This is a genomic window from Mycobacterium heidelbergense (assembly GCF_010730745.1).
Taxonomy (GTDB): Bacteria; Actinomycetota; Actinomycetes; order Mycobacteriales; family Mycobacteriaceae; genus Mycobacterium; species Mycobacterium heidelbergense.
In genome coordinates this window covers 1,706,209-1,731,850 of record NZ_AP022615.1, presented here as the reverse complement: position 1 = coordinate 1,731,850, position 25,642 = coordinate 1,706,209, and the positions used below count along the sequence as shown (strand labels likewise).

The 25,642-nt window shown below is 68.6% G+C and carries 21 protein-coding genes; 13 read left to right on the top strand and 8 right to left on the bottom strand.

Annotated features, from left to right (window positions below):
* Positions 1-188 precede the first annotated feature (188 nt).
* The 5 genes from G6N25_RS08215 to G6N25_RS08195 all read left to right on the top strand — a co-directional run bounded on the left by G6N25_RS08215 (position 189) and on the right by G6N25_RS08195 (position 5,626).
* The gene (locus tag G6N25_RS08215) at positions 189-1,394 is read left to right on the top strand and encodes an alpha/beta hydrolase (RefSeq protein WP_179961658.1); all 1,206 of its coding nucleotides are present in this window, start codon (positions 189-191) and stop codon (positions 1,392-1,394) included.
* 44 nt (positions 1,395-1,438) lie between these two features.
* Positions 1,439-2,848, top strand: a complete 1,410-nt coding sequence (locus G6N25_RS08210; RefSeq protein WP_083075467.1) for a WS/DGAT/MGAT family O-acyltransferase — start codon at positions 1,439-1,441, stop codon at positions 2,846-2,848.
* 73 nt (positions 2,849-2,921) lie between these two features.
* The gene (locus G6N25_RS08205) at positions 2,922-3,707 is read left to right on the top strand and encodes a crotonase/enoyl-CoA hydratase family protein (protein ID WP_083075468.1); all 786 of its coding nucleotides are present in this window, start codon (positions 2,922-2,924) and stop codon (positions 3,705-3,707) included.
* Positions 3,708-3,839: 132 nt separating this feature from the next.
* Positions 3,840-5,333 (top strand): class I adenylate-forming enzyme family protein, encoded by a 1,494-nt coding sequence (locus tag G6N25_RS08200; RefSeq protein ID WP_083075470.1) that lies wholly within the window; start codon positions 3,840-3,842, stop codon positions 5,331-5,333.
* Positions 5,330-5,626, top strand: coding sequence for a hypothetical protein (locus tag G6N25_RS08195; RefSeq protein WP_083075471.1), 297 nt, complete (start codon positions 5,330-5,332; stop codon positions 5,624-5,626). Before G6N25_RS08200 ends, G6N25_RS08195 begins: the two co-directional genes overlap by 4 nt.
* Before the next feature lie 3 nt (positions 5,627-5,629).
* On the opposite strand, the gene G6N25_RS08190 is transcribed toward G6N25_RS08195, so the two are convergent.
* The 4 genes from G6N25_RS08190 to G6N25_RS08180 form a co-directional block, all read right to left on the bottom strand.
* Positions 5,630-6,196, bottom strand: a complete 567-nt coding sequence (locus tag G6N25_RS08190; protein WP_083075535.1) for a TetR/AcrR family transcriptional regulator — start codon at positions 6,194-6,196, stop codon at positions 5,630-5,632.
* 86 nt (positions 6,197-6,282) lie between these two features.
* Entirely contained in the window at positions 6,283-6,414 is a 132-nt protein-coding gene (locus G6N25_RS24130; RefSeq protein WP_264055877.1) for a hypothetical protein, read from the bottom strand.
* A gap of 406 nt (positions 6,415-6,820) precedes the next feature.
* On the bottom strand, positions 6,821-8,287 hold the full coding sequence (locus G6N25_RS08185) for an aldehyde dehydrogenase (RefSeq protein ID WP_083075473.1): 1,467 nt from the start codon (positions 8,285-8,287) through the stop codon (positions 6,821-6,823).
* 115 nt (positions 8,288-8,402) lie between these two features.
* Positions 8,403-9,170, bottom strand: a complete 768-nt coding sequence (locus G6N25_RS08180) for a class I SAM-dependent methyltransferase (protein WP_083075474.1) — start codon at positions 9,168-9,170, stop codon at positions 8,403-8,405.
* Positions 9,171-9,558: 388 nt separating this feature from the next.
* Here G6N25_RS08180 and G6N25_RS08175 point away from each other — a divergent pair, with 388 nt between their 5' ends.
* Positions 9,559-10,731: a glycosyltransferase family 4 protein gene (locus tag G6N25_RS08175; protein ID WP_083075476.1), complete on the top strand. Its 1,173-nt coding sequence runs from the start codon at positions 9,559-9,561 to the stop codon at positions 10,729-10,731.
* A 197-nt stretch (positions 10,732-10,928) separates the two neighbouring features.
* Here the strand turns inward: G6N25_RS08175 and G6N25_RS08170 are convergent, their stop codons facing one another.
* Together G6N25_RS08170 and G6N25_RS08165 are read right to left on the bottom strand one after the other, a co-directional pair.
* Entirely contained in the window at positions 10,929-12,632 is a 1,704-nt protein-coding gene (locus tag G6N25_RS08170) for a hypothetical protein (protein ID WP_083075477.1), read from the bottom strand.
* 21 nt (positions 12,633-12,653) lie between these two features.
* Positions 12,654-13,928, bottom strand: coding sequence for a DUF3068 domain-containing protein (locus G6N25_RS08165; RefSeq protein ID WP_158084908.1), 1,275 nt, complete (start codon positions 13,926-13,928; stop codon positions 12,654-12,656).
* Between the two features lie 156 nt (positions 13,929-14,084).
* Here G6N25_RS08165 and G6N25_RS08160 point away from each other — a divergent pair, with 156 nt between their 5' ends.
* Positions 14,085-15,260, top strand: a complete 1,176-nt coding sequence (locus G6N25_RS08160; RefSeq protein ID WP_083075481.1) for an acyltransferase family protein — start codon at positions 14,085-14,087, stop codon at positions 15,258-15,260.
* A gap of 31 nt (positions 15,261-15,291) precedes the next feature.
* On the opposite strand, the gene G6N25_RS08155 is transcribed toward G6N25_RS08160, so the two are convergent.
* Positions 15,292-16,269, bottom strand: coding sequence for a phosphotriesterase family protein (locus tag G6N25_RS08155; RefSeq protein ID WP_083075482.1), 978 nt, complete (start codon positions 16,267-16,269; stop codon positions 15,292-15,294).
* A 161-nt stretch (positions 16,270-16,430) separates the two neighbouring features.
* Here G6N25_RS08155 and G6N25_RS08150 point away from each other — a divergent pair, with 161 nt between their 5' ends.
* The 3 genes from G6N25_RS08150 to G6N25_RS08140 all read left to right on the top strand — a co-directional run bounded on the left by G6N25_RS08150 (position 16,431) and on the right by G6N25_RS08140 (position 19,993).
* Positions 16,431-18,128 carry an acyl-CoA dehydrogenase family protein gene (locus G6N25_RS08150; protein WP_083075484.1) on the top strand — a complete coding sequence of 566 codons (1,698 nt, stop codon included), beginning with the start codon at positions 16,431-16,433 and terminating at the stop codon, positions 18,126-18,128.
* Between the two features lie 255 nt (positions 18,129-18,383).
* Positions 18,384-19,058 (top strand): TetR/AcrR family transcriptional regulator, encoded by a 675-nt coding sequence (locus G6N25_RS08145; RefSeq protein ID WP_083075485.1) that lies wholly within the window; start codon positions 18,384-18,386, stop codon positions 19,056-19,058.
* A complete protein-coding gene (locus G6N25_RS08140) occupies positions 19,055-19,993 on the top strand; it encodes a R2-like ligand-binding oxidase (RefSeq protein ID WP_083075487.1) in 939 nt (312 codons plus the stop codon). Before G6N25_RS08145 ends, G6N25_RS08140 begins: the two co-directional genes overlap by 4 nt.
* 81 nt (positions 19,994-20,074) lie before the next feature.
* On the opposite strand, the gene G6N25_RS08135 is transcribed toward G6N25_RS08140, so the two are convergent.
* Positions 20,075-21,451, bottom strand: coding sequence for an NADP-dependent succinic semialdehyde dehydrogenase (locus G6N25_RS08135; RefSeq protein WP_083075488.1), 1,377 nt, complete (start codon positions 21,449-21,451; stop codon positions 20,075-20,077).
* Positions 21,452-21,532: 81 nt separating this feature from the next.
* Here G6N25_RS08135 and G6N25_RS08130 point away from each other — a divergent pair, with 81 nt between their 5' ends.
* The 3 genes from G6N25_RS08130 (at position 21,533) to G6N25_RS08120 (ending at position 25,574) form a co-directional block, all read left to right on the top strand.
* Positions 21,533-23,179 (top strand): acetolactate synthase large subunit, encoded by a 1,647-nt coding sequence (locus G6N25_RS08130; protein WP_083075490.1) that lies wholly within the window; start codon positions 21,533-21,535, stop codon positions 23,177-23,179.
* A gap of 83 nt (positions 23,180-23,262) precedes the next feature.
* The gene (locus G6N25_RS08125) at positions 23,263-24,639 is read left to right on the top strand and encodes an HNH endonuclease signature motif containing protein (RefSeq protein WP_083075491.1); all 1,377 of its coding nucleotides are present in this window, start codon (positions 23,263-23,265) and stop codon (positions 24,637-24,639) included.
* A gap of 41 nt (positions 24,640-24,680) precedes the next feature.
* A complete protein-coding gene (locus tag G6N25_RS08120; RefSeq protein ID WP_083075493.1) occupies positions 24,681-25,574 on the top strand; it encodes a LysR family transcriptional regulator in 894 nt (297 codons plus the stop codon).
* Positions 25,575-25,642: the final 68 nt, after the last annotated feature.

The window sequence follows — 25,642 nt, the reverse complement described above, 5'->3', positions numbered from 1 at the left end:
TACCCTCCGCGGTGGCCCCGCATAAGCACGGCGAGCAGACGCGGAATCGCACGATTTCGCGTAGCGTTATGCGATTCTGCGTCTGCTCGCGCCACCAATGCCCAGCGCACCCGCGCCACCAGCGCCACGGAAAAGCCCTTTGACGCAATCGTCAGTTCCGTCGAACCGGGCGCGGGTACGCTCCGTACATGACTGTCCCGGGACCCCGCATGACGCCCTGCATGAGATGGTTGCTGCGGGCCGGCCCCGCCGACTACATGCTGGCCCTAAGCGTGGCAGGCGCTTCGCTGCCGGTCGTCGGCAAGAGCCTCGAGCCGCTGGGCGGGCTGACGGCGATGGGCGTCTGGGGCGCTCGGCTCGCCCCGCAAGCCCTGTCCACGATGACGAAGGATTGGCTGACCCCGGGCATCAACGACGTGCGCCGCCGCGATCGGGAGACCACCAACGAGGCCACCCTCGCGGCCCTGCGCGGCGTGGTGTCGGCGGCCGACCTCGACGCCGAGTGGCCGACGGCGGAAAAGACGCCGCCGATCTGGGATGCGCTGCGTCAGCGCCGCTACCTCTACCGCCGCGGCGTCCACTACGGGGACAGCCCGGCGCAGGTGCTCGACGTGTGGCGTCGCAAGGACCTGCCCGCCCAACCCGCGCCGGTCCTGATCTTCGTCCCGGGCGGCGCCTGGGTACACGGCAGGAGCATGGGCCAGGGCTCCGCGCTGATGTCGCGGCTGGCCGAGCAGGGGTGGGTGTGCCTGGCGATCGACTACCGGGTCGCGCCGCACCACCGCTGGCCGCGCCATCTTACCGACGTCAAGACCGCCATCGCATGGGCGCGCGCCAACGTCGACAAATTCGGCGGGGATCGCAATTTCGTTGCCATAGCGGGCTGTTCGGCCGGGGGGCACCTGTCCGCGCTGGCCGGGCTGACCGCCGACGACGCCGCGCACCGCGCGGAGCTGCCGGAGGGCGCCGACAGTTCGGTGGACGCGGTGGTCGGGCTCTACGGCCGCTATGACTGGGAGGACCGTTCGACCCCCGAGCGCGTCCGGTTCGTCGACTTCCTCGAGCGCGTGGTGGTCAAACGCAAGATCGACCGTCACCCCGAGGTGTTCCGCGACGCGTCGCCGATCGCCCGCGTGCATCGGAATGCCCCGCCGTTCTTGGTGATTCACGGCAGCAAGGACACCGTCATCCCGGTCGAACAGGCCCGCGGCTTCGTCGAGCGGCTGAAGGCGGTCTCGCATTCGACGGTCGGCTACCTGGAATTGCCCGGCGCGGGCCACGGCTACGACCTCATCGACGGCGAGCGGGCCGGTGCCGCGGCGCACGCCACGTCGCTGTTCCTCAACCAGGTCTACCGCACCAAAACACAGATCGGCGCGAAAGAGGTTATCTGAGCTTCCGCCGCTGAGTATGGTCCCTCTATGGGTAAGGGGCTGCGGTGAAACGGCTGAGCGGCTGGGACGCCGTACTGCTGTACAGCGAGACGCCGAACGTGCACATGCACACCATCAAGGTCGCCGTGATCGAGCTGGCTTCGGGTCGGCGTGACTTCGACATCGAAGCCTTTCGGCAGGTCATCGCCGGCCGGCTGAACAAGCTCGAGCCGTTCTGCTATCAGCTCGTCGAGATCCCGTTCAAGCTCCACCATCCGATGTGGCGGGAGCACTGCGAGGTTGACCTCGACTATCACGTCCGCCCGTGGCGGCTCCCCGCGCCCGGCGGTCGCCGCGAGTTGGACGAGGCGATCGGCAGGATCGCCGGCACCCCGCTGGACCGTACCCGCCCGCTCTGGGAGATGTACTTCGTCGAGGGTCTGGCCAACAACAGGATCGCAGTGGTCGGCAAGATCCACCACGCGCTCGCCGACGGCGTCGCCTCGGCCAACCTGATGGCCCGCGGCATGGACCTGCAGCCCGGGCCGGAGGGCGGCCCGTACGTGTCGGACCCGGCCCCCACCGCGCGGCAGTTGATGAGTTCGGCCTTCGCCGATCACCTGCGCCACGTTCGGCGAATCCCCGCGACAGTCAGCTACACGGCGCGGGGGCTGGGCCGGGTGCGCCGCAGCCCGCGAAAGCTCTCCCCGGAACTGACCCGCCCCTTCGAGCCGCCGCCGACGTTCATGAACCACATGATCACCCCGGAGCGCAGGTTCGCCACCGCCACGCTGGCGCTGGCCGACGTCAAGGAGACCGGCAAGCGGCTCGGCGCGACCATCAACGACATGGTGCTGGCCATGTCGAGCGGCGCGCTGCGCACGCTGCTGCTGCGCTACGACGGCACGGCCGAACCCCTGCTGGCGTCGGTGCCGATGAGCTTCGACTTCTCACCCGAGCGGATCTCCGGCAACCGCTTCACCGGCGTGTTGGTGGGCCTGCCGACGGACTCCGACGATCCGCTGGAGCGGGTGCGGTGCAGCCACGAGAACGCCATCGCCGCCAAGGAGAGCAACCAGCTGATGGGGCCGGAGCTGGTCAGCCGGTGGGCGGCCTACATGCCACCCGCCCCCACCGAAGCCTTCTTCCGGTGGGCGTCCGGCCGCGACGGGCAGAACAAGATCCTCAACCTCAACATCTCCAACGTGCCGGGTCCGCGCGAGCGCGGCCGGGTCGGCGGGGCGCTGGTCACCGAGATCTATTCGGTCGGGCCGTTGACCGCCGGCAGCGGCCTCAACATCACCGTGTGGAGTTACGTCGATCAGCTCAACATCTCGGTGCTGTCCGACGGCGCCACCGTCAAGGACCCGCACGAGGTGACCGAGGCCATGGTCGCCGACTTCATCGAAATCCGCAGGGCCGCAGGGCTTTCCGAGGAGCTTACGGTCATCGAGGCCGCCATGGCGCCGGCCTGAGCCGTCCGGCCGCGGAAACGGCACTCTCGCCTGGTGTTAATGGCGTTCTGATCGGCCGTTACCATCGTGCCTTATGAGCACTGGGAGCGAAGAGGCCAACGAACCGGAAGTTCTCGTCGAGCAACGGGATCGCATCCTGATCATCACCATCAACCGGCCGAAGGCCAAGAACGCGGTCAACGCCGCGGTCAGCCGGGGCCTGGCCGATGCCATGGATCGGCTCGACGGCGATAGCGGCCTGTCGGTGGGCATCCTGACCGGCGCGGGCGGCTCGTTCAGCGCGGGTATGGACCTCAAGGCGTTCGCCCGCGGCGAGAACGTCGTCGTCAAGGGCCGCGGCATGGGCTTCACGGAACGCCCGCCGGTCAAGCCGCTGATCGCGGCCGTGGAGGGATACGCGCTGGCCGGCGGCACCGAGCTGGCGTTGGCCACCGACCTGATCGTGGCGTCGAAAGACTCGGCGTTCGGCATCCCCGAGGTCAAGCGGGGCCTGGTGGCCGGCGGCGGCGGACTGCTGCGGTTGCCCGAGCGCATCCCCTACGCGATCGCCATGGAGCTGGCTTTGACCGGGGACAACCTGCCCGCCGAGCGGGCCCACGAGCTGGGGCTGGTCAATGTGCTCGCCGAGCCGGGGAAGGCGCTTCAGGCGGCGATCGCGCTGGCCGAGAAGATCACCGCCAACGGGCCGCTGGCGGTGGCCGCCACCAAACGCATCATCGTGGAATCCCGCGGGTGGAGCCGGGACACGATGTTCGCCGAGCAGATCAAGCTTTTGGCCTCGGTGTTCTCCTCGAACGACGCCAGGGAGGGCGCGGTCGCGTTCGCCGAGAAGCGGCCACCGCGCTGGACGGGAACCTGAGCTTTCGGATTTGATTCTGCGTCCACCAGGGAAAAGTGCGAGTAGGGCCCGTGGTCAGCGCAGAGTCATTAACGCCTGGGGAGGCTGGATTACACTATTGAGCAGTTTTGTAAAGACGCAGAGGGGCCGTGGATGAGCATCTCGTTGCTGCTCGAGATGGCCGCGTCGAGCAACCCCGAGCGCACGGCTGTGGTTTCCGGTTCGACGCGGCTGACGACGCAGCAGCTCAGCGACCTCGCTGACGGCGGCGCGGGGGTTATCGCGGGTTCGGGCGCCAAGCATGTGGCCTACGTCGGCGCCGGCGGCGCGATGCTGCCGACACTGATCTTCGCGGCCGCGCGCGCCGGGCTGCCTTTCACTCCTCTCAATTACCGACTGTCCGCGGAGGGCCTCCAGTCGCTGATCGAGCGGCTGCCCGAGCCGCTGGTGGTCATCGACGGCCGCTACCGGGACACGGTCGGGGGCAAGTCCGCCCGGGTGATGGCCTCCGACGAATTCCTAACCGCGGCCCGTGGCAGCGAGTCGGCCGCGGAATTCCCCGACCCGGAGTCCGTCGCGATCGTGTTGTTCACGTCGGGCACCACGTCGCAGCCCAAGGCCGTCGAGCTCTCGCACAACAACCTGACCAGCTATGTCACCGGAACGGTGGAGTTCGAGTCGGCGGATGCGAGCGACGCCGCGCTGATCTGCGTGCCGCCGTACCACATCGCCGGGGTCAGCGCCGCGCTGTCGAACCTGTACGCCGGGCGAAAAATGGTCTACCTGACCAACTTTGACGCCGGGGAATGGGTGCGGCTGGTCGACGCCGAGCAGGTGACCACCGCGACGGTCGTGCCCACCATGCTGGACCGTATCGTCACCGCGCTGGAGGCCGGCGGTCATCGGCTGCCGTCGCTGCGCAGTCTGGCCTACGGCGGCTCGCGGGTGGGCCTGCCGCTGGTGCGCCGGGCGCTGGAACTGTTGCCGCACGTGGGTTTCGTCAACGCCTACGGGCTGACCGAGACCAGCTCGACGATCGCCGTGCTGACCCCCGACGACCACCGTGCGGCGCAGGCGGCGTCGGATTCGGCCGTCGTGAAGCGGTTGGGGTCGGTGGGACGCCCGGTGCCCGGCATCGAGGTGCAGATCCGCGACGACGGGGGCACGGTGCTGCCGCCGGGCGAGACCGGCGAGCTGTTCGTGCGCGGCGAGCAGGTGTCCGGCCGCTACACCGGGATCGGCTCGGTGCTCGACGAAAACGGTTGGTTCCCAACTAAAGACATCGCCCTGCTCGACGAGGACGGCTACCTGTTCATCGGCGGACGCAGCGACGACACCATCATCCGCGGCGGCGAGAACATCGCGCCCGCCGAGCTGGAGGAGGTGCTCATCGAGCACCCCCATGTGCGCGATGTCGCCGTGGTCGGCGTCGACGATCCGCAGTGGGGCCAGGCGATTATCGCCGTGGTGGTTCCGGCCGCGGGTGTCGATCCCGATCCGGAGGAACTCCGGGAGCACGTCCGAAAGAGCTTGCGCGGGTCGCGGACCCCCGACCGGGTAGTGTTTCGCGACGAGCTGCCGACCACGCCCACCGGCAAGGTGCTTCGCCGGGAGATCATCCAAGATTTAGAAGGATTGCGCGCATGATCAAAAATGGAACCCGCCTCGCCAGCCAGGTGTGTGACACCCAGGTCATCGTGGTCAGGAGCGCCGACAGCCTCGACGATCTGCGCTGCGGCGGCGCGCCGATGGTGCCGATCGGCGGCGAGCGCTCGGGCTCGCTGGACCCGGCGTTTTCCGACGGCACGGTGATGGGCAAGCGCTACGTCGACGAAACCGGCGCCGAGGTGCTGGTGACCAAGCCGGGCGCGGGCAGCCTCAGCGTCGGCTCGACCCCGCTGCAGCTCAAAGAGGTCAAGCCGCTGCCGGCCAGCGACTGACGCTTACTGCCCGATCTTGTTGCGGACGACGAATTCCCTTGCCTTGATGAGGAATTCGAGCTGGTCGCCAACCTGGCGCAGCGGGTTGACGCAGCGGGTGGAGCGGGACAGCACGACGGCACCCTCCAGGGCGGCGATCGACATCACCGCGAGCGACGCGGCGTCGGCGTCGTCGAAGCCGTCGTTGACGAACGCCCGGGTCAGCGCGGCACACCAGCGGTCCAGGATGGCGCCGGCCTCGGCCGACAGCTTGGGGTCGCCGTCGTCGGAGCCGATCGCCGCCGCCACCACGGGGCAGCCGGCGGTGAAGTCGCCCTCGGCCAGCAGCCGTTCCCAGAACTCGACGAACTCGCGCAGCAGGGCCCTGGCGCCCCAGCCGGCGGCGTCGTCGATCATGGCCGTGATGGAATCGCCGGAGTACCGCAGCGCCTCGGCCAGGATCTGATTGCGCCCGTCGGGAAAGTGGTAGTACACCGAGCCGCGTGGCGCGCCGCTGCGGGCGAGCACCTCGTCGATGGTCACCCCGGCCGCCCCGCGCTCGCGCATCACCTCGGCGGCGCTGACCAGCATCTTTTTGCGGGTGTCGCAGCGCTTCGCCGGAGCGGCGTCCTTTGCGTCGGCGGTAGTCGGCACGATCGTACTTCCCGTGGCCAGCGTCACGCGGCGTGCGAATGCCGCAGCGCCGGCCAGTGCATATTGCGCGGGCTGAACCGGAACGGCCGACGCTTCAAGTCGGGCACCTCGCGGGTGAATTGGAAGCCGGCGATGTTGAGCTCGATGATCCACATAATTTTCTCCCGGCCTGTGTGTGGCCCATGACTATGCTAAGGACCATATAAGACATCAGTCCAGCAAGCAAGTTCTATTCCCTAAGTAAGCCGAACAGCACCACAAACACCGCGGTTAGGCGCTAACGGCTCTGATCGGCCGGATCGCGACGATCGCTGTTTCTATGCTGTATTGCATAACACCTAGGGCTTGTGTCCCTCGAACGCCGAGCGCCAAACGCCGAGCGTCACGCCAGCGTGACGCGAGTTGCCGGGCGTCACGCCAGCGTGACGCCCGCCGCGGGCCCGCTTCTAGGCCCCTAACGGCGAAACGCCGAGTGTGTTCTGAGGGCGAGAAATCGGCCGAAATCTCGCCCTCAGAACACGCTCGGCGCGGAAGCCGGAAGCCTTACCCGGCGCGGAAGCCTTACTCGGCGGTGTAGCCCATCGGCATCAGCACGCTCTTCTGCTGCGTGAAGTGCTCGACGCCCTCCGGCCCGTTCTCGCGGCCGATCCCGGAGTTCTTGTAGCCGCCGAACGGGCAGCAGGGGTCGAACGCGTACCAGTTGATCGCGTACGTCCCGGTGCGGATCTTCTCCGAGATCTCGATGCCGCGCGGCACGTTGGTGGTCCACACGCTGCCCGCCAAGCCGTACTCCGAGTCGTTGGCGATCTTGATCGCGTCCTCCTCGGTGTCGTAACCGATGATGACCAGCACCGGCCCGAAGATCTCCTCCTGGGCGATCGTCATCTTGTTGTCGACGTCGGCGAAAACCGTGGGCTGCACGAAGAATCCGTTGTCCAGGCCCTCGGGACGGCCGCCGCCGCACACCAGCCGGGCGCCCTCTTCGATGCCCTTGGCGATGTAGCCCTCGACGCGGGCGCGCTGCTTCTCCGAGATCAGCGACCCGATCTGGGCGGCCGGGTCGGATGGCGGGCCGACCGGCAGCGCCTGCACGAAAGCGCTTACCGCGTCCACGATTTCGTCGTAGCGCGAACGTGGCGCCAGGATGCGGGTCTGGCCCACGCAGGCCTGCCCGGTGTTCATGATCCCGGAGAACACCATCATCGGGATCGCGGAGGCCAGGTCGACGTCCTCGAGGACGATGGCCGCCGATTTCCCGCCGAGCTCCAGCGTGCACGGCTTGAGCATCTCGGCGGCGCGACGGCCGATCTCTTTGCCGACGCCCGAGCTGCCGGTGAAGGTGAACAGGTCGACGTCCCGGTTGGAGGTCAGCGCCTGCCCGGTCTCGATCCCGCCGGGCACCACCGACAGCACGCCCTCGGGCAGGCCGGCGTCGGCGAACACCTCGGCCAAAGCGTTTGCGGTCAAAGGGGTTTCGGCGGCCGGCTTGAGCACCACCGTGCAGCCGGCCAGCAGCGCCGGGCCCAGCTTGTTGACCGCCAGGAACAGCGGAACGTTCCACGCCACGATCGCGCCCACCACGCCGATCGGCTCGCGATGGACGATGGTCTGCCCGTAGGAGCCGTTGCGGATCTCCCGCCACTTGACCTGGTCGACGGCGGGGCCGGCGAAGAAGTTCATCGCCCCCATCGAGCCCATCCAGTGCATCGTCTCGATGGTCATGGGCGGCTGGCCGGTCTCGTCGGCAAGGAGCTTCGCGAACAGCTCCTTGCGCTCCTCGAGCAGCTGATTCGCCTTGGCGATGACGGCGGCGCGCTCCTTCGGCGGCGTGGTGGGCCAGGGGCCGCTGTCGAATGCGGCGCGCGCCGCGGCGACCGCCGCGTCAACGTCGGCCGCGGCCGCCAGCGGCACCTTGCCGACGTACTCGCCGGTGGCCGGACAGTGCACCTCGATGACTTCGGAGGTCGACGGTTCCGTCCACTTGCCGCCAATGAAAAGCTTGTCGTATTCGGTCTTAATGTCGGTCATATTCCGCCATTCCTCCTCATCGCTCCGTCCCCCGCAAGCGGGAGGTGCCCCCACTGCATCGTGTCGGCGGGCATGGCGCCACCCTACCCAAGCCGGGGCAAAACGAGAACATGTTTCATCGCGGCCGGAGCACCAGCACGAGATTGCTCACCACGAACTCCCGCAGCGCCGGCACCGACGTCAGCCACCACGCCCATCGGGGGTGGTAGCGGGGAAATGCGGCAACCAAGGCGCCGGTGCTGGCGGCCCAGGTCAGGCCGTCGGCCGCGGACACCGCGAACAACGACGACCCATAGTTGTTTTTCGGCGGACGGCCGTGTTTGCGGGCGTACCGGGCGGCGGCGCGCTCGCCGCCGAGGTAGTGGGTCAGGCCCATCTCGTGGCCACCGAACGGGCCCAGCCAGACGGTATAGGACAGCACGGCCAGCCCGCCCGGCCTGGTCACCCGCAGCATCTCGGCGCCGAGCCGCCAGGGCCGCGGCACGTGTTCGGCGACGTTGGACGACAGGCAGATGTCCACCGAGTCGTCGGCGAAGGGCAGCGCCATGCCCGACGCCCGGACGAACGTGCCCGGCTCGCGCTCGAAAGCCGTTCCGGCGGAGTGCATTTCGCTAGGGTCGGGCTCCACGCCGATATACCGGACGCCGGCATCGGAAAAGGCCGACGCGAAATATCCCGGCCCGCCGCCGACGTCGAGCAGCGTCCGCCCGGAAGGGGGCTCTCCGTGGGCGGCCAGCCACAGGTCAGCCACCATCGCCGCGGTGTCGGACGCCAGGAAGCGATAGAACCGCGCCGGGTCCGGCCGCTCGTAACGGAACTCCGACAGCAGGCGCAGCGAGCGGCCCAGGGTCGCGCGCCGCGCAAACAGCTCGGTGACCGCCACCGGCCAACCCTACGCAGATTTAGACGGTGTGGGACGCAGTGTCGAGTCGCGGCGCTTCGGTCCCCGCACGGTGGCGGGGGTAACAACCAACTCAGGCAGGGACTAGGTCGTCGGCCCGAATGAATCGGTCGATCGGATCGTCTGCCCCATTGATCATCACGCTCACGTGAAGGTGGTTACCGCGGACGCTCGTTACGACTCCGTCGACGGTATGTGCTCCGAAGCGGATTCGTACACGATCACCAGGCCGCGGGACCGGCATAGGCTTCCGCGCCATTGCAACCCCCCTTCCTCACCATGGTTCGCTACCCGTCAAGTCAATCTCATGGTAAAGGGCCAGAGATACCCCGACAGGACGCTCATCGTCGCCAGGCTAAGCTACCGACCGATGCCTGCCACAGAGCGTGAACGCGGTCTGAGCTCGGTATTGCTGCTGTGCTGGCGCGACACCGGGCACCCCCAGGGCGGCGGCAGCGAAACCTACTTGCAGCGCATCGGCGCGCAGCTGGCCGCGTCGGGCGTCGCCGTCACGCTGCGCACCGCCCGCTATCCCGGAGCGCCACGACGCGACGTCGTCGACGGCGTGCGGATCAGCCGCGCGGGCGGGCACTACTCGGTGTACGTGTGGGCGCTGCTGGCGATGGCCTTGGCCCGGTTCGGGCTCGGACCGCTGCGGCGCGTGCGGCCCGACGTCGTCGTCGACAGCCAGAACGGCCTGCCGTTCCTGGCCCGGTTGGTGTATGGCCGACGGGTCGTGGTGCTGGTGCACCATTGCCACCGCGAGCAGTGGCCGGTGGCCGGGCCGGTGCTGGGCCGGCTGGGCTGGTTTGTCGAGTCGAGCTTGTCGCCGCGGGTGAACCGCCGCAGCCAGTACGTGACGGTGTCGCTGCCGTCGGCCCGCGATCTGGTCGCGCTCGGTGTCGACGACGGGCGGATCGCGGTGGTGCGCAACGGCCTTGACGAGGCGCCGGTGCTGTCGATGTCCGGCCCGCGGTCGGCAGCGCCGCGGGTGGTGGTGCTCTCAAGGCTGGTGCCGCACAAGCAGATTGAGGACGCCCTGGACGCGGTGGCGGCGCTGCGGCCGGGGATACCCGGTTTGCATCTCGACGTCGTCGGGGGTGGGTGGTGGCGGCAGCGGCTCGTCGACCACGCGCACCGGCTCGGCATTTCCGACGCGGTGACCTTCCACGGCCACGTCGACGACCTGACCAAACACCATGTGCTGCAAAGCTCCTGGGTGCACCTGCTGCCGTCGCGCAAAGAGGGCTGGGGCCTGGCGGTCGTCGAGGCGGCCCAGCATCGGGTGCCGACCATCGGCTACCGATCCTCGGGCGGCCTGTCCGATTCGATCGTCGACGGGGTGACCGGGATCTTGGTAGACGATCGCGCCGAGCTGGTGGATCGCCTTGAGGAACTGCTTACGGATCCGGTGCTGCGCGATCAGCTCGGCACCAAGGCGCAGATGCGCAGCGGCGAGTTCTCCTGGCGCCAAAGCGCCGACGCGATGCGCGGCGTGCTGGAGGCGGTGCACGCCGGCCGCATGGTCAGCGGCGTGGTCTAACGGGGCCTGTGCCAAAAGCCCCCCAAAAAGAAGAGCAGCCCCTGGCTGCCGTAGCTACACCGAGGGGCCAGACCGACTGTCGAGGCTTATCAGCCCGGAGAGCCGGATCCTTGCTCGCACCCAGCATAACAAGGGTCACCGGCTGGTCTCATCGCGTGCATGCCGCGGCACACCGCGAGACTTGATCCTCGGCGAAGTCAGCGGCGTGGTCTAGCCAGGCGCCGCCAGACGCAGACCACTGCGCCCACGATCAGCACCGCCAGCCACGCCAGGTGCGCGACGATCGTCGCACCACGACGGGTGGAAGAGACGCCGGGGGTGTCGCCGCCGATCCGATACAGCGCGAACTCGTCGTCGCGGTAGACCGGCGTCAGCGCGTCCAGCGTGCGGGCCGCCGCGCCCATGTCACCCGCGCTGTCCGATTCGACGACCAGCCACCCGATGCCGGCCGGGGCCAGGTCGGCGGGATCCGGCCCCGCCAGGAGCAAGTCCTGCACGGCCCGGGCGTGCTTGCCCTCCCCGGGGACGACGACCCCGGAGATGGGCAGGTCACCGGTGGTCAGCACGTCGGCGCGCACCCAGCGGGGCAGCGGATCGAGCAGCGGCGCGGGGCCGGACCAGGAGAACCGCCGCATGGTGCCGGCCGGCAACACCGCCACCGTCCGCGGATCGGCGTTGATCGCCGCCGCGACCGCGGCCCACCCGGGCGGGTAGCGCACCGGCGACACCCTGCCCCACACGCCCCAGGCCAGGTCCGGCAGCGCCAGGATCAGCGCGAGGCAGCAGACCAGCGCCGTCAGCGCGGGCCGCAACCAGCGTCGCAGCGTCACCACGGCGCCTGCGCCCGCCAGCGTGTACCCCGGCACCGCCAGTGCCACCCACTTCTGCCCGTCGCGCAGCACCCCGAGGCCGGGTACGGCGTCGATCACCGCCCGCAGCGCCCCTAGACCCGGGCCGGTGGCCAGCGCCGCCGGCACCAACACCGACACCACCGCCAGCACCAGCAGCGGCACCGCGGCCGGACGACGCGCCACCGTCGGCAACCCGGCCGCCACCACGCCCAGCAGCACCACGGCCGACGACACCGCGAAAAGCGTTGCCCGCGAAGCCGGTACGGCGTCGCCGTTCCAGATCCCGCCGAGGCTGGCCAGGCTGGCGAGCGTGCCCAGACCGGGCTCGGCGCGCGGCGCGAACGCGCTCACCCCGGGCGCGCTTGCCGGCGCGTGCGCCGTCAACGACGCGCCCATCGCCGACGCCGTCAGCCAGGGTAGCGCCGCCACCAGCGCGGCGCCCAAGCCCAACGCCGCCGCGGCGCACAGCCAGCGCGGTCGGGGCTCACCCGGGCCCTCAACCGGGACGGCCACACACACCAGCGCGACCGTCGCGGCCAGCAGCAGGCCGGTCGGGGTCAGCCCGGCCAGCGCCATCCAGAACGCCAGGGCGAAAAACCCGCCGCCGTCCCCGGATCGCAGCCTCAGCATCGCCGTCGCAATCCAGGGCAGGCAGCCGTAGCCGACCAGCAGGCTCCAATGCCCCTGCAGAAGCCGTTCGGCGACAAAGGGATTCCAGATCGCCAGCGTGGTCGCGACGAACTCGCCGGGCGCGCCCGCGCAGGGCAGCGCCGCCGCCACCAGCCGGGCCGCACCCCATCCCGCGAGCCACAGGCCCGCGACGAGCAGCGCCTTGACCACGATGCCGCCGTCGACCAGATGCGACGCCAACGCCACCGCGAAATCCTGCGGCGTCGCCCGCGGCGCCGACGTCAGCCCCAGGGCGCTATCGGACAGATACGACCGCGGCGTCGACACCGCGTCGCGCAACAGCAGGTACCCCGGCCGCAGGAGCGGCCCAACCACCAGGAGCGCCAACAGCAGCGCATACCCCGGTCGGGTCCACCGCACGGTTAACGCATCCGAGCCGGGCTATTCCCGTTCGGGCGGGCCGGGCGGATTCGGCTCGGGTCCCGACTCGGGCGGCTCGTCGGGCCCCAAAGTGGGCGCGTCGGGGCCGGGATCTTCGTGCGCGGCGGGGCGCTGCGTGGGCAGCTTCTCGGTCTCGGCTTCGGCGCCGGGCACCGGCTCTTCGGGCCCGCCGCGGCCGAAGAACTCCTCGCCACGGTCCAGGCCGGGGTCGGTCAGCGCGCTCTCGGTCCGCAGGCTGAACGAGGCGAGCAACCCGCCGCCGACCAGCGCGATCAACCCGACCGCGGTGAACGTGATCGGCAGCACCCGCGACCACAGCGCCAACCGGTCGCGCTCGTCGCGGGCCGAGTTGACCTGGGATTCGACGGTGTCTTCGGTGGAGGTGACCTTGTAATCGGCCAGCGTCACCTCCGGCTTGAGCGGATCGCGGGCGAAGTAGTGGTTGGCGTGCTCGGTCTGCTTGACGATGGTGCCCGACACCGGGTCCACCCAGAAGGTCCGCTGCGCCGCGTAGTAGCGGGTCATGGTGACCTGCTCGCCGGGATCGCCCTGCACACCCCACATCGCGGCGGACGCGGTGACCTTGCCGTCCTCGTTGCCGGGGTACAGCGACGGGTACACGACCGGGGCCGCCAGCTTGCCGTCCGGGTCGTAGCCGACGTTCTGGGTGAAGCGGTACGTGGTCAAACCGTTGACGTCCTCTTGGGTGTCGTAGTTGACGTCGAACGGCTTCTGCGCGATCGGGTCGAAGTAGGGGTACGTCTTCTTTTCGGTGTGGAACGGGAACCGGTAGGACAGCCCGTCGTGCCGCAGCGGGATCGCGGTGGGCGGGTTCTCGTCGCCGAAGGTGCGCGGCTTTTGCACTGAGCCGCCGGTGTGGGTGTCGTCGGAGACGGCCATCGCCGTCTTGCGGTTGAGGGTGACGGTGTCGACGATCGCCAGCAGCAGTCCGCTGTCCTTTTGCTTGTCGGTGCGCCGGACCGAGGTGCCGGCCTGCAGCGTGACGACGTCGGCGTTGGCGGGCGACTCGACGGTGACCTGCTGCTGGGACACCAGCGGCACGTTCTGGTTGATGACGATGTGGTCGGTGGCCAACGACGCGCTGTCGAGCGCGGTCCCGGAGCCGTCACTGGTCAACGTGGCGTCGATGTCCAGCGGGATCTTGGTGATCCTGCTGCTGGTGTACGTCGACAGCAACAGCGCGGCGATCAGCAGGGCGGCTCCGAGTCCGATGACTGCGCATGCGGCGAAGCGCAACATGACTGCGCGGTTCACGTTGCTGTGCCCTCCTAATGGCTTTTTGCCCCGCTCCGACCTGATCAAGCAGCGAGGCAAACCCGTTCGACCCTAACAGCAGAATGTAAGGCCCCGGCTTACGCACCTCGCGTCGCTTTGCCCGGGCGATTCCGGGGCGTAGACGCCGGGCACACTGTGGTGGTGACCGATGGCCAGCAGGTGGGCGGGGCCCGCAGCTTCCTGCCCGCCGTGGAGGGGATGCGCGCGTGCGCGGCCATGGGCGTGGTCGTCACGCACGTCGCCTTCCAGACCGGACACTCCTGCGGTGTCGCCGGACGGCTGTTCGGCCGCTTCGACCTGGCCGTGGCGGTGTTCTTCGCGTTGTCGGGATTCCTGTTATGGCGCGGGCACGCGGCGGCGGCGCGGGATTTGGGGCCGCGTCCGCGCACGGGTCACTACCTACGGTCGAGGGTCGTGCGCATCATGCCGGCCTATGTGGTGGCCGTCGTCGTGATCCTGACCCTGCTGCCCGACGCGGATCACGCCAGCCCGACGGTGTGGTTGGCCAACCTGACGCTCACCCAGATCTATGTGCCGCTCACCCTGACGGGTGGCCTGACGCAGATGTGGAGCCTGTCCGTCGAGGTCAGCTTCTACCTGGCGTTGCCGGTCCTGGCGTTGCTGGCGCGACGCCTCCCCGTCGGCGCGCGGGTGCCGGCGATCGCCACGCTCGCGGCCCTCAGCTGGGCCTGGGGCTGGGTGCCTTTTGCGCATGCCGGTCCGGGTATCAACCCGCTGAACTGGCCGCCGGCGTTCTTTTCCTGGTTCGCGGCCGGCATGCTGCTGGCGGAGTGGGTGCACAGCCCCGTTGGCTTGCCGCACGTGTTGGCGCGGCGACGGATGGTGATGGCCGTCGTCGCCGTGCTGGCCTTCCTGGTGGCGGCGTCGCCGCTGGCCGGTCCCGAGGGCCTCGTTCCCGGCACCGCCGCACAGTTCGCGGTGAAGACGGCGATGGGCTCACTGGTGGCGTTCGCGCTGGTCGCCCCCTTGGTGCTGGATCGAGTTGACACGCCACACCGGGTGCTGGGCACCACCGGCATGGTGACCTTGGGGCGTTGGTCCTACGGTCTGTTCATATGGCACCTGGCCGCCTTGGCGATGGTGTTCCCGGTGCTCGGGGTTTTCCCGTTCACGGGCCGGATGCCGATGGTGCTGGTGTTGACGCTGGTCTTCGGCTGGGCGATCGCCGCGGTTAGCTACGGCCTGGTCGAGTCGCCCTGCCGGGAGGCGCTGCGTCGCTGGGAGCGGCAGCACAAGCCTGTCGAAACGCCTCGGGCCATCGATGCTGAGGCGGATGCCATCGCGCCATGATCTCGGCGCAGACCGCCGAGCGCCGGCTCACTCAATACGCGCCCTGTCTTTCGAAGATGCGGCGAGGGTTGTCAACGAGCATGGTGTGCAGCTGCTCGTCGGTGACGCCGCGCTGCTTGAGCGCGGGGATCACGTCGTTGTGGATATGCAGGTAATGCCAATTCGGCGCCATCTGGGGAACCAGATCTTCGGGCAGGGCGTCGAAGTAGCAGTTGGCGTCGTGCGAGAGCACCATCTTGTCGGCGTGCCCACGCTCGCACATCGTCGCCACGATGTTCACTCGGTCCTCGAACGGCAGGATCACGTCGATGCCGAACCGGTCCATGCCGAGGTAGGAGCCGGCGGCGATGAGCTCTTCGAGGTAGCCGACGTCGGTGCTGTCACCGGAATGCCCGATGATCACGCGGCTCAGGTCGACGCCCTCTTCGGCGAAGATGCGCTGCTGCTCCAGGCCGCGGCGCAGCCCGGCGTGGGTGTGCGTGGAGATCGGCACCCCGGTGCGTTTGTGCGCCTGGGCGACGGCGCGCAGCACGCGCTCGACGCCCGGGGTGATGCCGGGTTCGTCGGTGGCGCACTTGAGGATGCCCGCCTTGATGCCGGTGTCGGCGATGCCCTGCTCGATGTCGCGGACGAACATCTCGGTCATGATCTCCGGGCCGCCCAGCAGCCCGCCCGGGCCCTCGTAATGGAACCGGAACGGCACGTCGTTGTAGGTGTAAAGGCCAGTCGCCACAACGATATTCAGCTCGGTGGCCGCCGCCACCCGGGCGATGCGCGGAATGTAGCGGCCCAACCCGATCACGGTGAGGTCGACGATGGTGTCCACGCCGCGCGACTTGAGCTCGCCCAGCCGGGCGATCGCGTCGGCCACCCGCTTGTCCTCGTCGCCCCAGGCTTCCGGATAGTTCTCGGCAATTTCGGTGGTCATGATGAAGACGTGCTCATGCATGAGCGTCACGCCGAGATCGGTGGTGTCGATGGGCCCGCGAGCGGTGCTTACTTCTGACACCTGTCTGATGCTAAGCGCTCCGGGTCTCCCCGTGTCTCCTCCCGCATCGAAATCGACGCGGGCGTGCGGTCCACTCGATCTTTCCCGCGCTAACGCAGATCTCGACGCGCTGGTGCAGTACCGTCACCCTCGTCTTCATCTGCACCCCCTGGGAGCCCGCCATGTTGCTCAATCCCAACCACCTGCAACGCCGCTACCCGGACCGTCGCTCGGGGGAGATCATGGCCGCGACGGTCGACTTCTTCGAGTCCAGGGGCAAGGCCCGGCTCAAGCACGACGACCACGAGCGCGTCTGGTACTCCGACTTCCTGGACCACATCGGGCGCGAGCGCATCTTCGCCTCCCTGCTGACACCCGCGAAGTACGGCGCCGACGATTGTCGCTGGGACACCTACCGGATCAGCGAGTTCGCCGAGATCGTGGGCTTTTACGGGCTGAGCTACTGGTACCCCTTCCAGGTCACCGCCCTGGGCCTGGGCCCGATCTGGATGAGCGCCAACGAGGACGCCAAGCGCAGGGCGGCGGCTCAGCTGGAGGCCGGCGAGGTGTTTGCCTTCGGGTTATCGGAGCAGACCCACGGCGCCGACGTGTACCAGACCGACATGATCCTGACGCCCGCAGAACACGGCTGGGTCGCCAATGGCGAGAAGTACTACATCGGCAACGCCAACGTCGCCCGGATGGTCTCCACCTTCGGCAAGATCGCCGGGTCCGACGAGTACGTGTTCTTCGCCGCCGACTCCCAGCACGAGCGGTACGACCTGATCAAGAACGTGGTGAACTCGCAGAACTTCGTCGCCAATTACGCGCTGCGCGACTACCCGGTCACCGAGGCCGACCTCCTGCACCGCGGCCCCGACGCCTTCCACGCCGCCCTCAACACCGTCAACGTCTGCAAGTACAACCTGGGCTGGGGCGCCATCGGCATGTGCACCCACGCCATGTACGAGGCGGTCACCCACGCGTCCAACCGCATCCTGTACGGGACCGTCGTCACCGACTTCAGCCACGTGCGACGGCTGCTCACCGACGCCTACGTGCGCCTGGCCGCCATGAGGCTGGTCGCCACCCGGGCCTGCGACTACATGCGCAGCGCGTCGGCGGCCGACCGTCGCTACCTGCTCTACAGCCCCCTCACCAAGGCGAAGATCACCAGCGAGGGCGAGCGTGTGGTGACCGCCCTGTGGGACGTCGTCGCCGCCAAGGGCGTCGAGAAGGACACCTTCTTCGAGGCCGTGACCCGCGAGATCGGGCTGTTGCCCCGGCTGGAGGGCACCGTGCACATCAACATCGGGCTGCTCGGCAAGTTCATGCCCAACTTCCTGTTCGCCCCGAGCGGCGAGTTGCCCGTGATCACCCGCCGCGACGACGCCGCCGACGACACGTTCCTGTTCGCCCAGGGACCGACCGGTGGCCTGGGCAAGGTGCGCTTCCACGACTGGCGCGTGCCGTTCGAGAGCTTCGCCCACCTCCCCAACGTCGCGCTGCTGCGCTCGCAGGTCGAGGTGCTCACCGAGATGCTGGCCAGCGCCACCCCGGATGCGGTGCAGCAGAAGGACATCGACTTTGCCTTCGCCGTGGGTCAACTGTTTGCGACGGTGCCCTACGCGCAGCTGATCCTCGAAGAGGCCGGGCTTTCTGGCGTGGATCCGGCGCTGATCGACGAGATCTTCGCCGTGCTGGTGCGCGACTTCAACGGCTATGCCGTGGAGCTCGGCGACAAGCCCGCGACGACGGACGCCCAGGCACGTTTCGCGACGCGGATAGTCCGGCGTCCCGTGCACGACCCCGGGCGCTACGACCAGATCTGGAAGGAGCACGTGCTGCCGATCAACGGCGCCTACCGCATGCGCCCCTGATTCCCGCGGCCCGTCCCGCCTCGCCGAGCGTCACGCTGCGCCGCCGCCTTACACGCCGAGCGTCACGCCAGCGTGGCGCTCGGTTTCCAGAGTCACGCCAGCGTGACGCTCGGCGTGTGAGGCGGCGTGTGAGGCGGCGTGTGAGGCGGCGGGTGAGGCGGCGGGTGGCGGCGTCTAGGCGGTGCCGCAGCGACCCTTGACTGTGACGTAGATCACCGTAGAATGACCAGCGGTCATCGACGCTAGGAGGCCTCAATGCCGACGGTGACGTGGGCGCGCGTCGACCCCGCTCGTCGCGCGGCGGTGATAGAAGCCGCGGAGTCCGAGTTCGGCGCGCACGGCTTCTCCCGCGGCAGCCTGAACGTCATCGCCCGCCGCGCGGGCGTCGCCAAGGGCAGCCTGTTCCAGTACTTCGCGGACAAGCGCGACCTCTACGCGTTCGTCACCGACATCGCCAGCCAACGGGTGCGCGCCTACATGGAGGACCTGATCCGCGAGCTCGACCCGCGCCGGCCGTTCTTCGAATTCCTCACCGACCTGCTCGACGGCTGGGTGGCCTACTACGCGGAGCATCCACACGAACGCGCCCTTCACGCCGCGGTGACGCTCGAGGTCGACACCGAGGCCCGCATCAGTGTGCGCAGCGTCAGTAATCGCCACTACCTGGAAGTGCTGCGGCCGCTGATACACGGCGCCCAGACCCGCGGCGATCTGCGCGCGGACGCCGACACGGACGCGCTGCTGTCGTTGTTGCTCATGATCTTTCCGCACCTCGCGCTGGCCCCCTACATGCGCGGCCTGGATCCGATCCTCGGTCTCGACGAACCCACACCCGAGCAGCCGGCGCTGGCCGTGCGCAGGCTCGTCGCGGTGTTGGCGGCCGCGTTCTCGGCGAACCTGTCCGTCAAAACCGAGGAGGCGGTCACATGACACGCACGCATTCGGGCTCGCTCGCGCGGGGCGGACTCAACTGGGATAGCTTGCCGCTCAAGCTGTTTGCCGGCGGCAACGCGAAGTTCTGGAACCCGGCCGACATCGACTTCTCCCGCGACCGCGCGGACTGGGAACGGCTCACCGACGACGAGCGCCACTACGCCACCCGGCTGTGCGCCGAGTTCATCGCCGGCGAGGAGGCGGTGACCGAGGACATCCAGCCGTTCATGTCGGCGATGCGGGCCGAAGGCCGGCTGGGCGACGAGATGTATCTGACGCAGTTCGCGTTCGAGGAGGCCAAGCACGTCCAGGTTTTCCGCATGTGGCTCGACGCCGTCGGCATCACCGACGACCTGCACGCCTATCTCGACGACATCCCCACCTACCGCACGATTTTCTACGAGGAGTTGCCGGCCTGCCTCAATACCTTGTCGGACGATCCCTCGCCGGCCGCGCAGGTCCGGGCCTCCGTCACCTACAACCACATGGTCGAAGGCATGCTGGCGCTGACGGGCTATTTCGGCTGGCACAAGATCTGCGTGGAACGCGGCATCCTTCCTGGCATGCAGGAGCTGGTCCGCCGCATCGGCGACGACGAGCGGCGCCACATGGCGTGGGGCACCTTCACCTGCCGGCGCCACGTCGCCGCCGACGATGCCAACTGGGACGTCTTCGAAACGCGCATGAACGAACTCATGCCGCTCGGGCTGCGCCTCATCGAAGAGGGCTTCGCCTTGTACGACCCGATGCCCTTCGGCCTTTCGACGGACGAGTTCCTGCAATATGCCGCCGACAAGGGGATGCGGCGGTTCGGCACGATCTCCAGCGCCCGCGGGCGCCCGCTCGGCGAGATCGACCTCGACTACTCGCCGCTACGGCTCGAGGACACGTTCGCCGACGAGGACCGGCGCGCCCTGGCGGCCTCGGCCTGAAGTAGCTCTCGCGAGCAGACGCAGACTCGCATAACGCCACGCGAAATCGTGCGAGTCTGCGTCTGCTCGCCAGGGGAACCGCTAGCCGATCCACACCGTCTTGGCGTTGCAGAACTCGCGGATCCCGAGTCCGGCGAGTTCCCGGCCGTAGCCGGAGCGCTTGACGCCCCCGAACGGCAGTTCGGGGTACGAGACGGTCATCCCGTTGATGAAGACCTGGCCGGCCTCGATGCCGTCGATGAAGCGCCGCTGCTCGGCCTCGTCCTGAGTCCACGCGTTGGACCCCAACCCGAAGGTCGTCGCGTTGGCGATCTCGATGGCCTCGTCGATGTCGTCGGCCTTGTACACCGAGGCGACGGGGCCGAACACCTCCTCGGAGTAGAGCGCCATGTCCTTGGTGATGTCGGTGACCACCGTCGGCGGGTAGTACCACCCCGGCCGGTCGAGACGCTCACCGCCGCAACGGATCACCGCGCCCGCGGCGGCGGCGTCGTCCACCTGCTTGGCGACCTCGTCGCGCCCCGACTCGGTGGCCAGCGGGCCCACGTCGGTGTCCGGGTCGGTGGGGTCGCCGACCCGCAACGCCCGCATCCGCTCGACGAACTTGTCGACGAACGCGTCGTAGATGTCGGCGTGGGCGATGAACCGCTTGGCGGCGATGCAGGACTGGCCGTTGTTCTGCACGCGGCCGGTGACCGCCGTCTTGACGGCCTCGTCGAGGTCCGCGGACGGCATCACGATGAACGGGTCGCTGCCGCCGAGCTCCAGCACCGTCGGCTTGATCTCGTCGCCGCAAATGGCGGCGACCGATTGGCCGGCCGGCTCGCTGCCGGTCAGGGTGGCCGCGGCGACCCGGGGATCGCGCAGGATGGTCTCGACGGCGCTCGACGGAACCAGCAGCGTCTGGAAGCAGCCCTCCGGGAAGCCGGCGCGGGCGATGACGTCGGCGAGATACAGCGCGCACTGCGGCACGTTCGACGCGTGCTTGAGGATGCCGACGTTGCCGGCCATCAGCGCCGGCGCGGCGAACCGGACGGCCTGCCACAGCGGGAAGTTCCACGGCATCACGGCCAGCACCACCCCGAGCGGTTGGTACCGCGTGTACGCCTTCGTGGCGCCCACCTTCGCCGCGTCGGCCGGCTCGTCGGCCAGCAGCCCCTCGGCGTTCTCGGCGTAGTAGCGAAAACCCTTGGCGCACTTGAGCGCCTCGGCCTTGGCCGAGGCCAGCGTCTTGCCCATTTCCAGGGTCATCATCGCCGCCACGTCGTCGGCCTCCTTGTCCAGCAGGTCGGCGGTGGCGTTCGCCCATTCCGCGCGCTGGGCGAAGGTGGTGGAGCGGCGGTAGTGGAGGAAGCGCTCGTGCGCGCGGGCGATCGCCGCCTCGATTTCGTTGTCGGTTGCGGGGGTGAAGGTCTTGACTGTCTCGCCGGTGGCCGGGTTGATGGTGGCGATGGGCACGGTGACGTCCTTCGTCTGTGGTGGTTGTGAAAGCTTCCGGCATCAAGCCTGCCACTATCGTGGCTTTCAGGGAGGTGCCGGATGAGTAAAGCCGCTCAGCTGATGGTCGAGTGCCTGGAAAACGAGGGCGTCTCCGTGGTCTTCGGGCTGCCCGGCGAGGAAAACATCCGCTTCGTGCAGGCGTTGGCCTCCTCGCGCATCCGCTACGTGCTCACCCGTCACGAGCAGGCGGCGGCGTTCATGGCGGAGATGTACGGGCGCGTCACCGGGCGGGCGGCGGTGGTGTCGGCCACCCTGGGCCCCGGCGCGATCAACATGCAACTCGGCGTCGCCGACGCCACCACCAACAGCACCCCGCTGGTCGCGATCTCCGCGCAGGTGGGCCAGGACCGGGAGTACAAGGAATCGCACCAGTACGTCGACCTGGTGTCGATGTTCGCGCCGATCACCCGCTGGGCCGCCGGGGTGCCGACCGCGCACGCCATCCCCGAGATGTTCCGCAAGGCGTTCAAGCTGGCGGAGTCCGAACGCCCGGCCGCGGTCTACCTGGCCGTGCCCGAGCACATAGACGAAGATGCCGCCGACTACGACCTGAAGCCGTTGCCGCGCAACGTCGTTCGCGCCGAGGCGCCGGCGGCCCGCCAGGTGGAACGGGCCGTCGACATCCTGCGCAACGCGCGACGGCCGGTGGTGCTGGCCGGGCATGGCGCCGCCCGCGGCGACGCGACCGCGGCCCTGGTGCGGTTCTCCGACGAGTTCGGCATTCCGGTGGCCAACACCTTCCACGGCAAGGGCGTGATGCCCGACGATCACCCCAACAGCATCGGGACCCTGGGGTTCATGCGGCATGACTACGTCAACTTCGGGTTCGACAACGCCGACGTGATCATCGCGGTCGGCTACGAGTTGCAGGAGTTCGACCCGGTCCGGATCAATCCGCTGGCGGACAAGAAGATCATCCACATTCATCGGTTCCCGGCCGAGGTCGACGCGCATTATTCGGTTGACGTCGGGATCATCGGCGACATCAGCGCCTCCCTCGATGCGCTCACGGATGCGCTCGCGGGCCACGTCTTCGAAGCCGAGCCGGAGGTTCCCGGCTGCGGCCTGCTCGCCGAGGAATTCGCTCGGGGACAACAAGATTCGCGCTATCCGCTGGCACCCGCTCGGGTTGTCGCCGACACCCGCGCGGCGTTGGGCCGCGGCGACGTCGTGCTGGTGGACACCGGCGCCACCAAGATGTGGATGGCCCGGCTCTACCCGACCTACGAGCGCAACACGTGCCTGATCTCGAACGGGTTGTCCACCATGGGGTTTGCGCTGCCGGGCGCGCTTGGGGTCAAGCTGGCGCGCCCGGGGGTCAGGGTGCTGGCCGTCGTCGGCGACGGCGCGTTCCTGATGAACTCGCAGGAGATCGAGACCGCCGTTCGGGAGCGGATACCGCTGGTGGTGCTGATCTGGGAGGACGGCGGTTATGGCCTGATCGAGTGGAAGATGGACCTCGAACTCGGTGAGCATTACTACGTGAAGTTCGGCAACCCGGACATCGTGGCCTACGCGGAAAGCTTCGGCGCCAAGGGGTATCGGATCAACAGCGCCGAGGAGCTGTTGCCGACGCTGAAGGCCGCGCTCGACGATGACGGTGTCTCGCTGATCGGCTGCCCGGTCGACTATTCGGAGAACCTGCGGTTGACCGACCGGCTCGGCGAGCTGGACGAGACGCTCTAAGTTTCTTAAATAACTTGTGTCACTTTGGTTTCAGTGGTCACTGGGCCGGGTTTTTTGTCGGTGGGCTTCGATAGTTTCGGGTCATGGCTGGCAGCGGGGTTGTGGATCGGGAGGCGATCACGGCTGCCTTTGATGCCCTGGATGCCGCGGTTGATGGGGTGGTTGGGTTGGATTTTGAGGCGTTGAGTACCCGGGAGCGGTTGGTGTTGTTGGAGCGCTGTGAGCGGGTGCGTCGCCGCGTGCCGGCCATCGAGCATCCGCTGATCAACCAGCTGGCCCGCCAGGCCACTCCCGAAGAACTGGGTGGCACGCTGTCGCATGCGATCGCCGAGTGGGTGTTGATCACCCGCGCCGAGGCGGGTCGGCGCATTCACGAGGCGGCCGATCTGGGGCCCCGCCGCGCGTTGACCGGGGAACCGTTGGCGCCGGTGCTGGCCGAAACCGCCGCCGCCCAGCGTGACGGGAAACTGGGGGGCGGACAGGTGGCGGTGATCCGCCGGTTTTACCACCGGCTACCCGGCTGGATCGACGCGGCGACCCGCGAACGCGCCGAAAAACACCTGGCCCGCCTGGGCACCCAACATCGACCCGAACAACTGACCGGGCTGGCCGACACCCTCGCCGACTGCCTCAACCCCGACGGCCTGTATAGCGACGACGATCGCGCGCGCCGGCGCGGCGTCACATTGGGTAAACAAGAAGCCGACGGCATGTCCGCACTACACGGCTGGCTCACCCCGGAAGCCCGGGCCACGTTGGAGGCCGTGTTCGCGAAGCTGGCCGCCCCCGGCATGTGCAACCCTGACGATCAGACCCCCACCGTGGACGGCACCCCGTCGCAAGACGCCATCGATAAAGACACCCGTTCCCCGGCGCAGCGCCAACACGACGCGCTGCTGGCCGCCCACCGCGCGCTGTTGGCCTCCGGAAAACTGGGCCAACACAATGGGCTGCCCGCGTCGATCATCGTGACCACCACCCTGGCCGAGTTGGAGGCCGCTGCCGGGCGGGGCCTGACCGGCGGGGGCAGCATCCTGCCCATGAGCGATGTGATCCGCCTAGCCCGCCACGCCCGCCACTACCTGGCCATCTTCGACAAAGGCAAAGCCCTGGCCCTGTACCACACGAAAAGGTTGGCTTCCCCCGCGCAGCGGATCGTGTTGTATGGCCGGGATCGTGGCTGCACCGCGCCGGGCTGCACCGTGCCCGGGTACTGGTGCGAGGTGCATCACGTCGAGCCCTTCGCCGTCTGTGGCTGCACGGATGTGAACAACCTGGCCTTCGGGTGTCCCACCCAACACCACATCGTGCAACCCGGAGGCTGGAGCACCCGCAAAAACACCCACGGCGACACCGAATGGATACCGCCGGCCCACCTCGACCACGGCCAACCCAGGACCAACACCTACTGGCACCCGGAAAAACTCCTCCGCCACGACGACGAAGACGACGACCCGTAGCGCGGGACACCGCCGCGCGCCAGACATGATCGAATGGGCTCGTGCTGTTTCGTCAGCTCGAGTACTTCGTCGCACTGGCGCGGGAGCGTCACTTCGCCCGCGCGGCCAGCGCCTGCCACGCGTCGCAGCCGGCGCTGTCGGAAGCCATCCGCAAGCTCGAACACGAGCTGAAGGTGCCGCTGGTGCGGCGCGGGCAGAAGTTCGAGGGCCTGACCCCCGAAGGTGAGCGGCTCGTGCATTGGGCGAGGCGCATCCTGGCCGACCGCGACGCTCTGAAACTTGAAGTCACGGCGCTGCAGACCGGCCTCGTCGGCGAGCTTCGGCTGGGGGTGGTCCCGGCCGCCGCCACTACCGTTGCGCTGCTGACGGATCCGTTTTGTGCGGAGCACCCGTTGGTGCGCGTTCGCCTCGAGACGAACCTGCGGTCGGCCGAGATCGTCGAACGAATCGTCCGGTTCGAGCTGGACGCGGGGATTCTCTATCCCGACCATGACACCGCCGAGTTGCTGGTCACCCCGCTGTATCAGGAGCAGCAGGTGCTCGTCGTCGGCGGCGAGCTGCTCACCGGAAAATCGGACACCATGAGCTGGTCAGAAGCGCTGGAATTACCGCTGTGCCTGCTGACCGAGGGGATGCGCGGGCGCCGCGTCATCGACGACGCGCTGGACACCCAGGGGCTTGCGGTGGCGCCGCAACTGGAAACCGACTCTGTCGCCACGCTTTTGGCCCACGTCGCCACCGGCCGGTGGGCCAGCATCGTCCCGCAGACCTGGATCCGCATCCTTGGCGTGCCCGCCGGGGCTTCCGTGCTGCGGCTGCACAATCCGTCCGTCACCGCCCCGATGGTGCTCGTCACCAACGCGGCGGAACCGGGCTCGGTGGTGACCCGCGCGCTGGTGCAGACGGCGGCGAACCAGCGCATCTACGAGGCCTGATCGGCCGGGCCTATCGACCGGTCGGAATTACGTCTTGGACAACCCCGGTGCCGCCGGACGAGACTGAA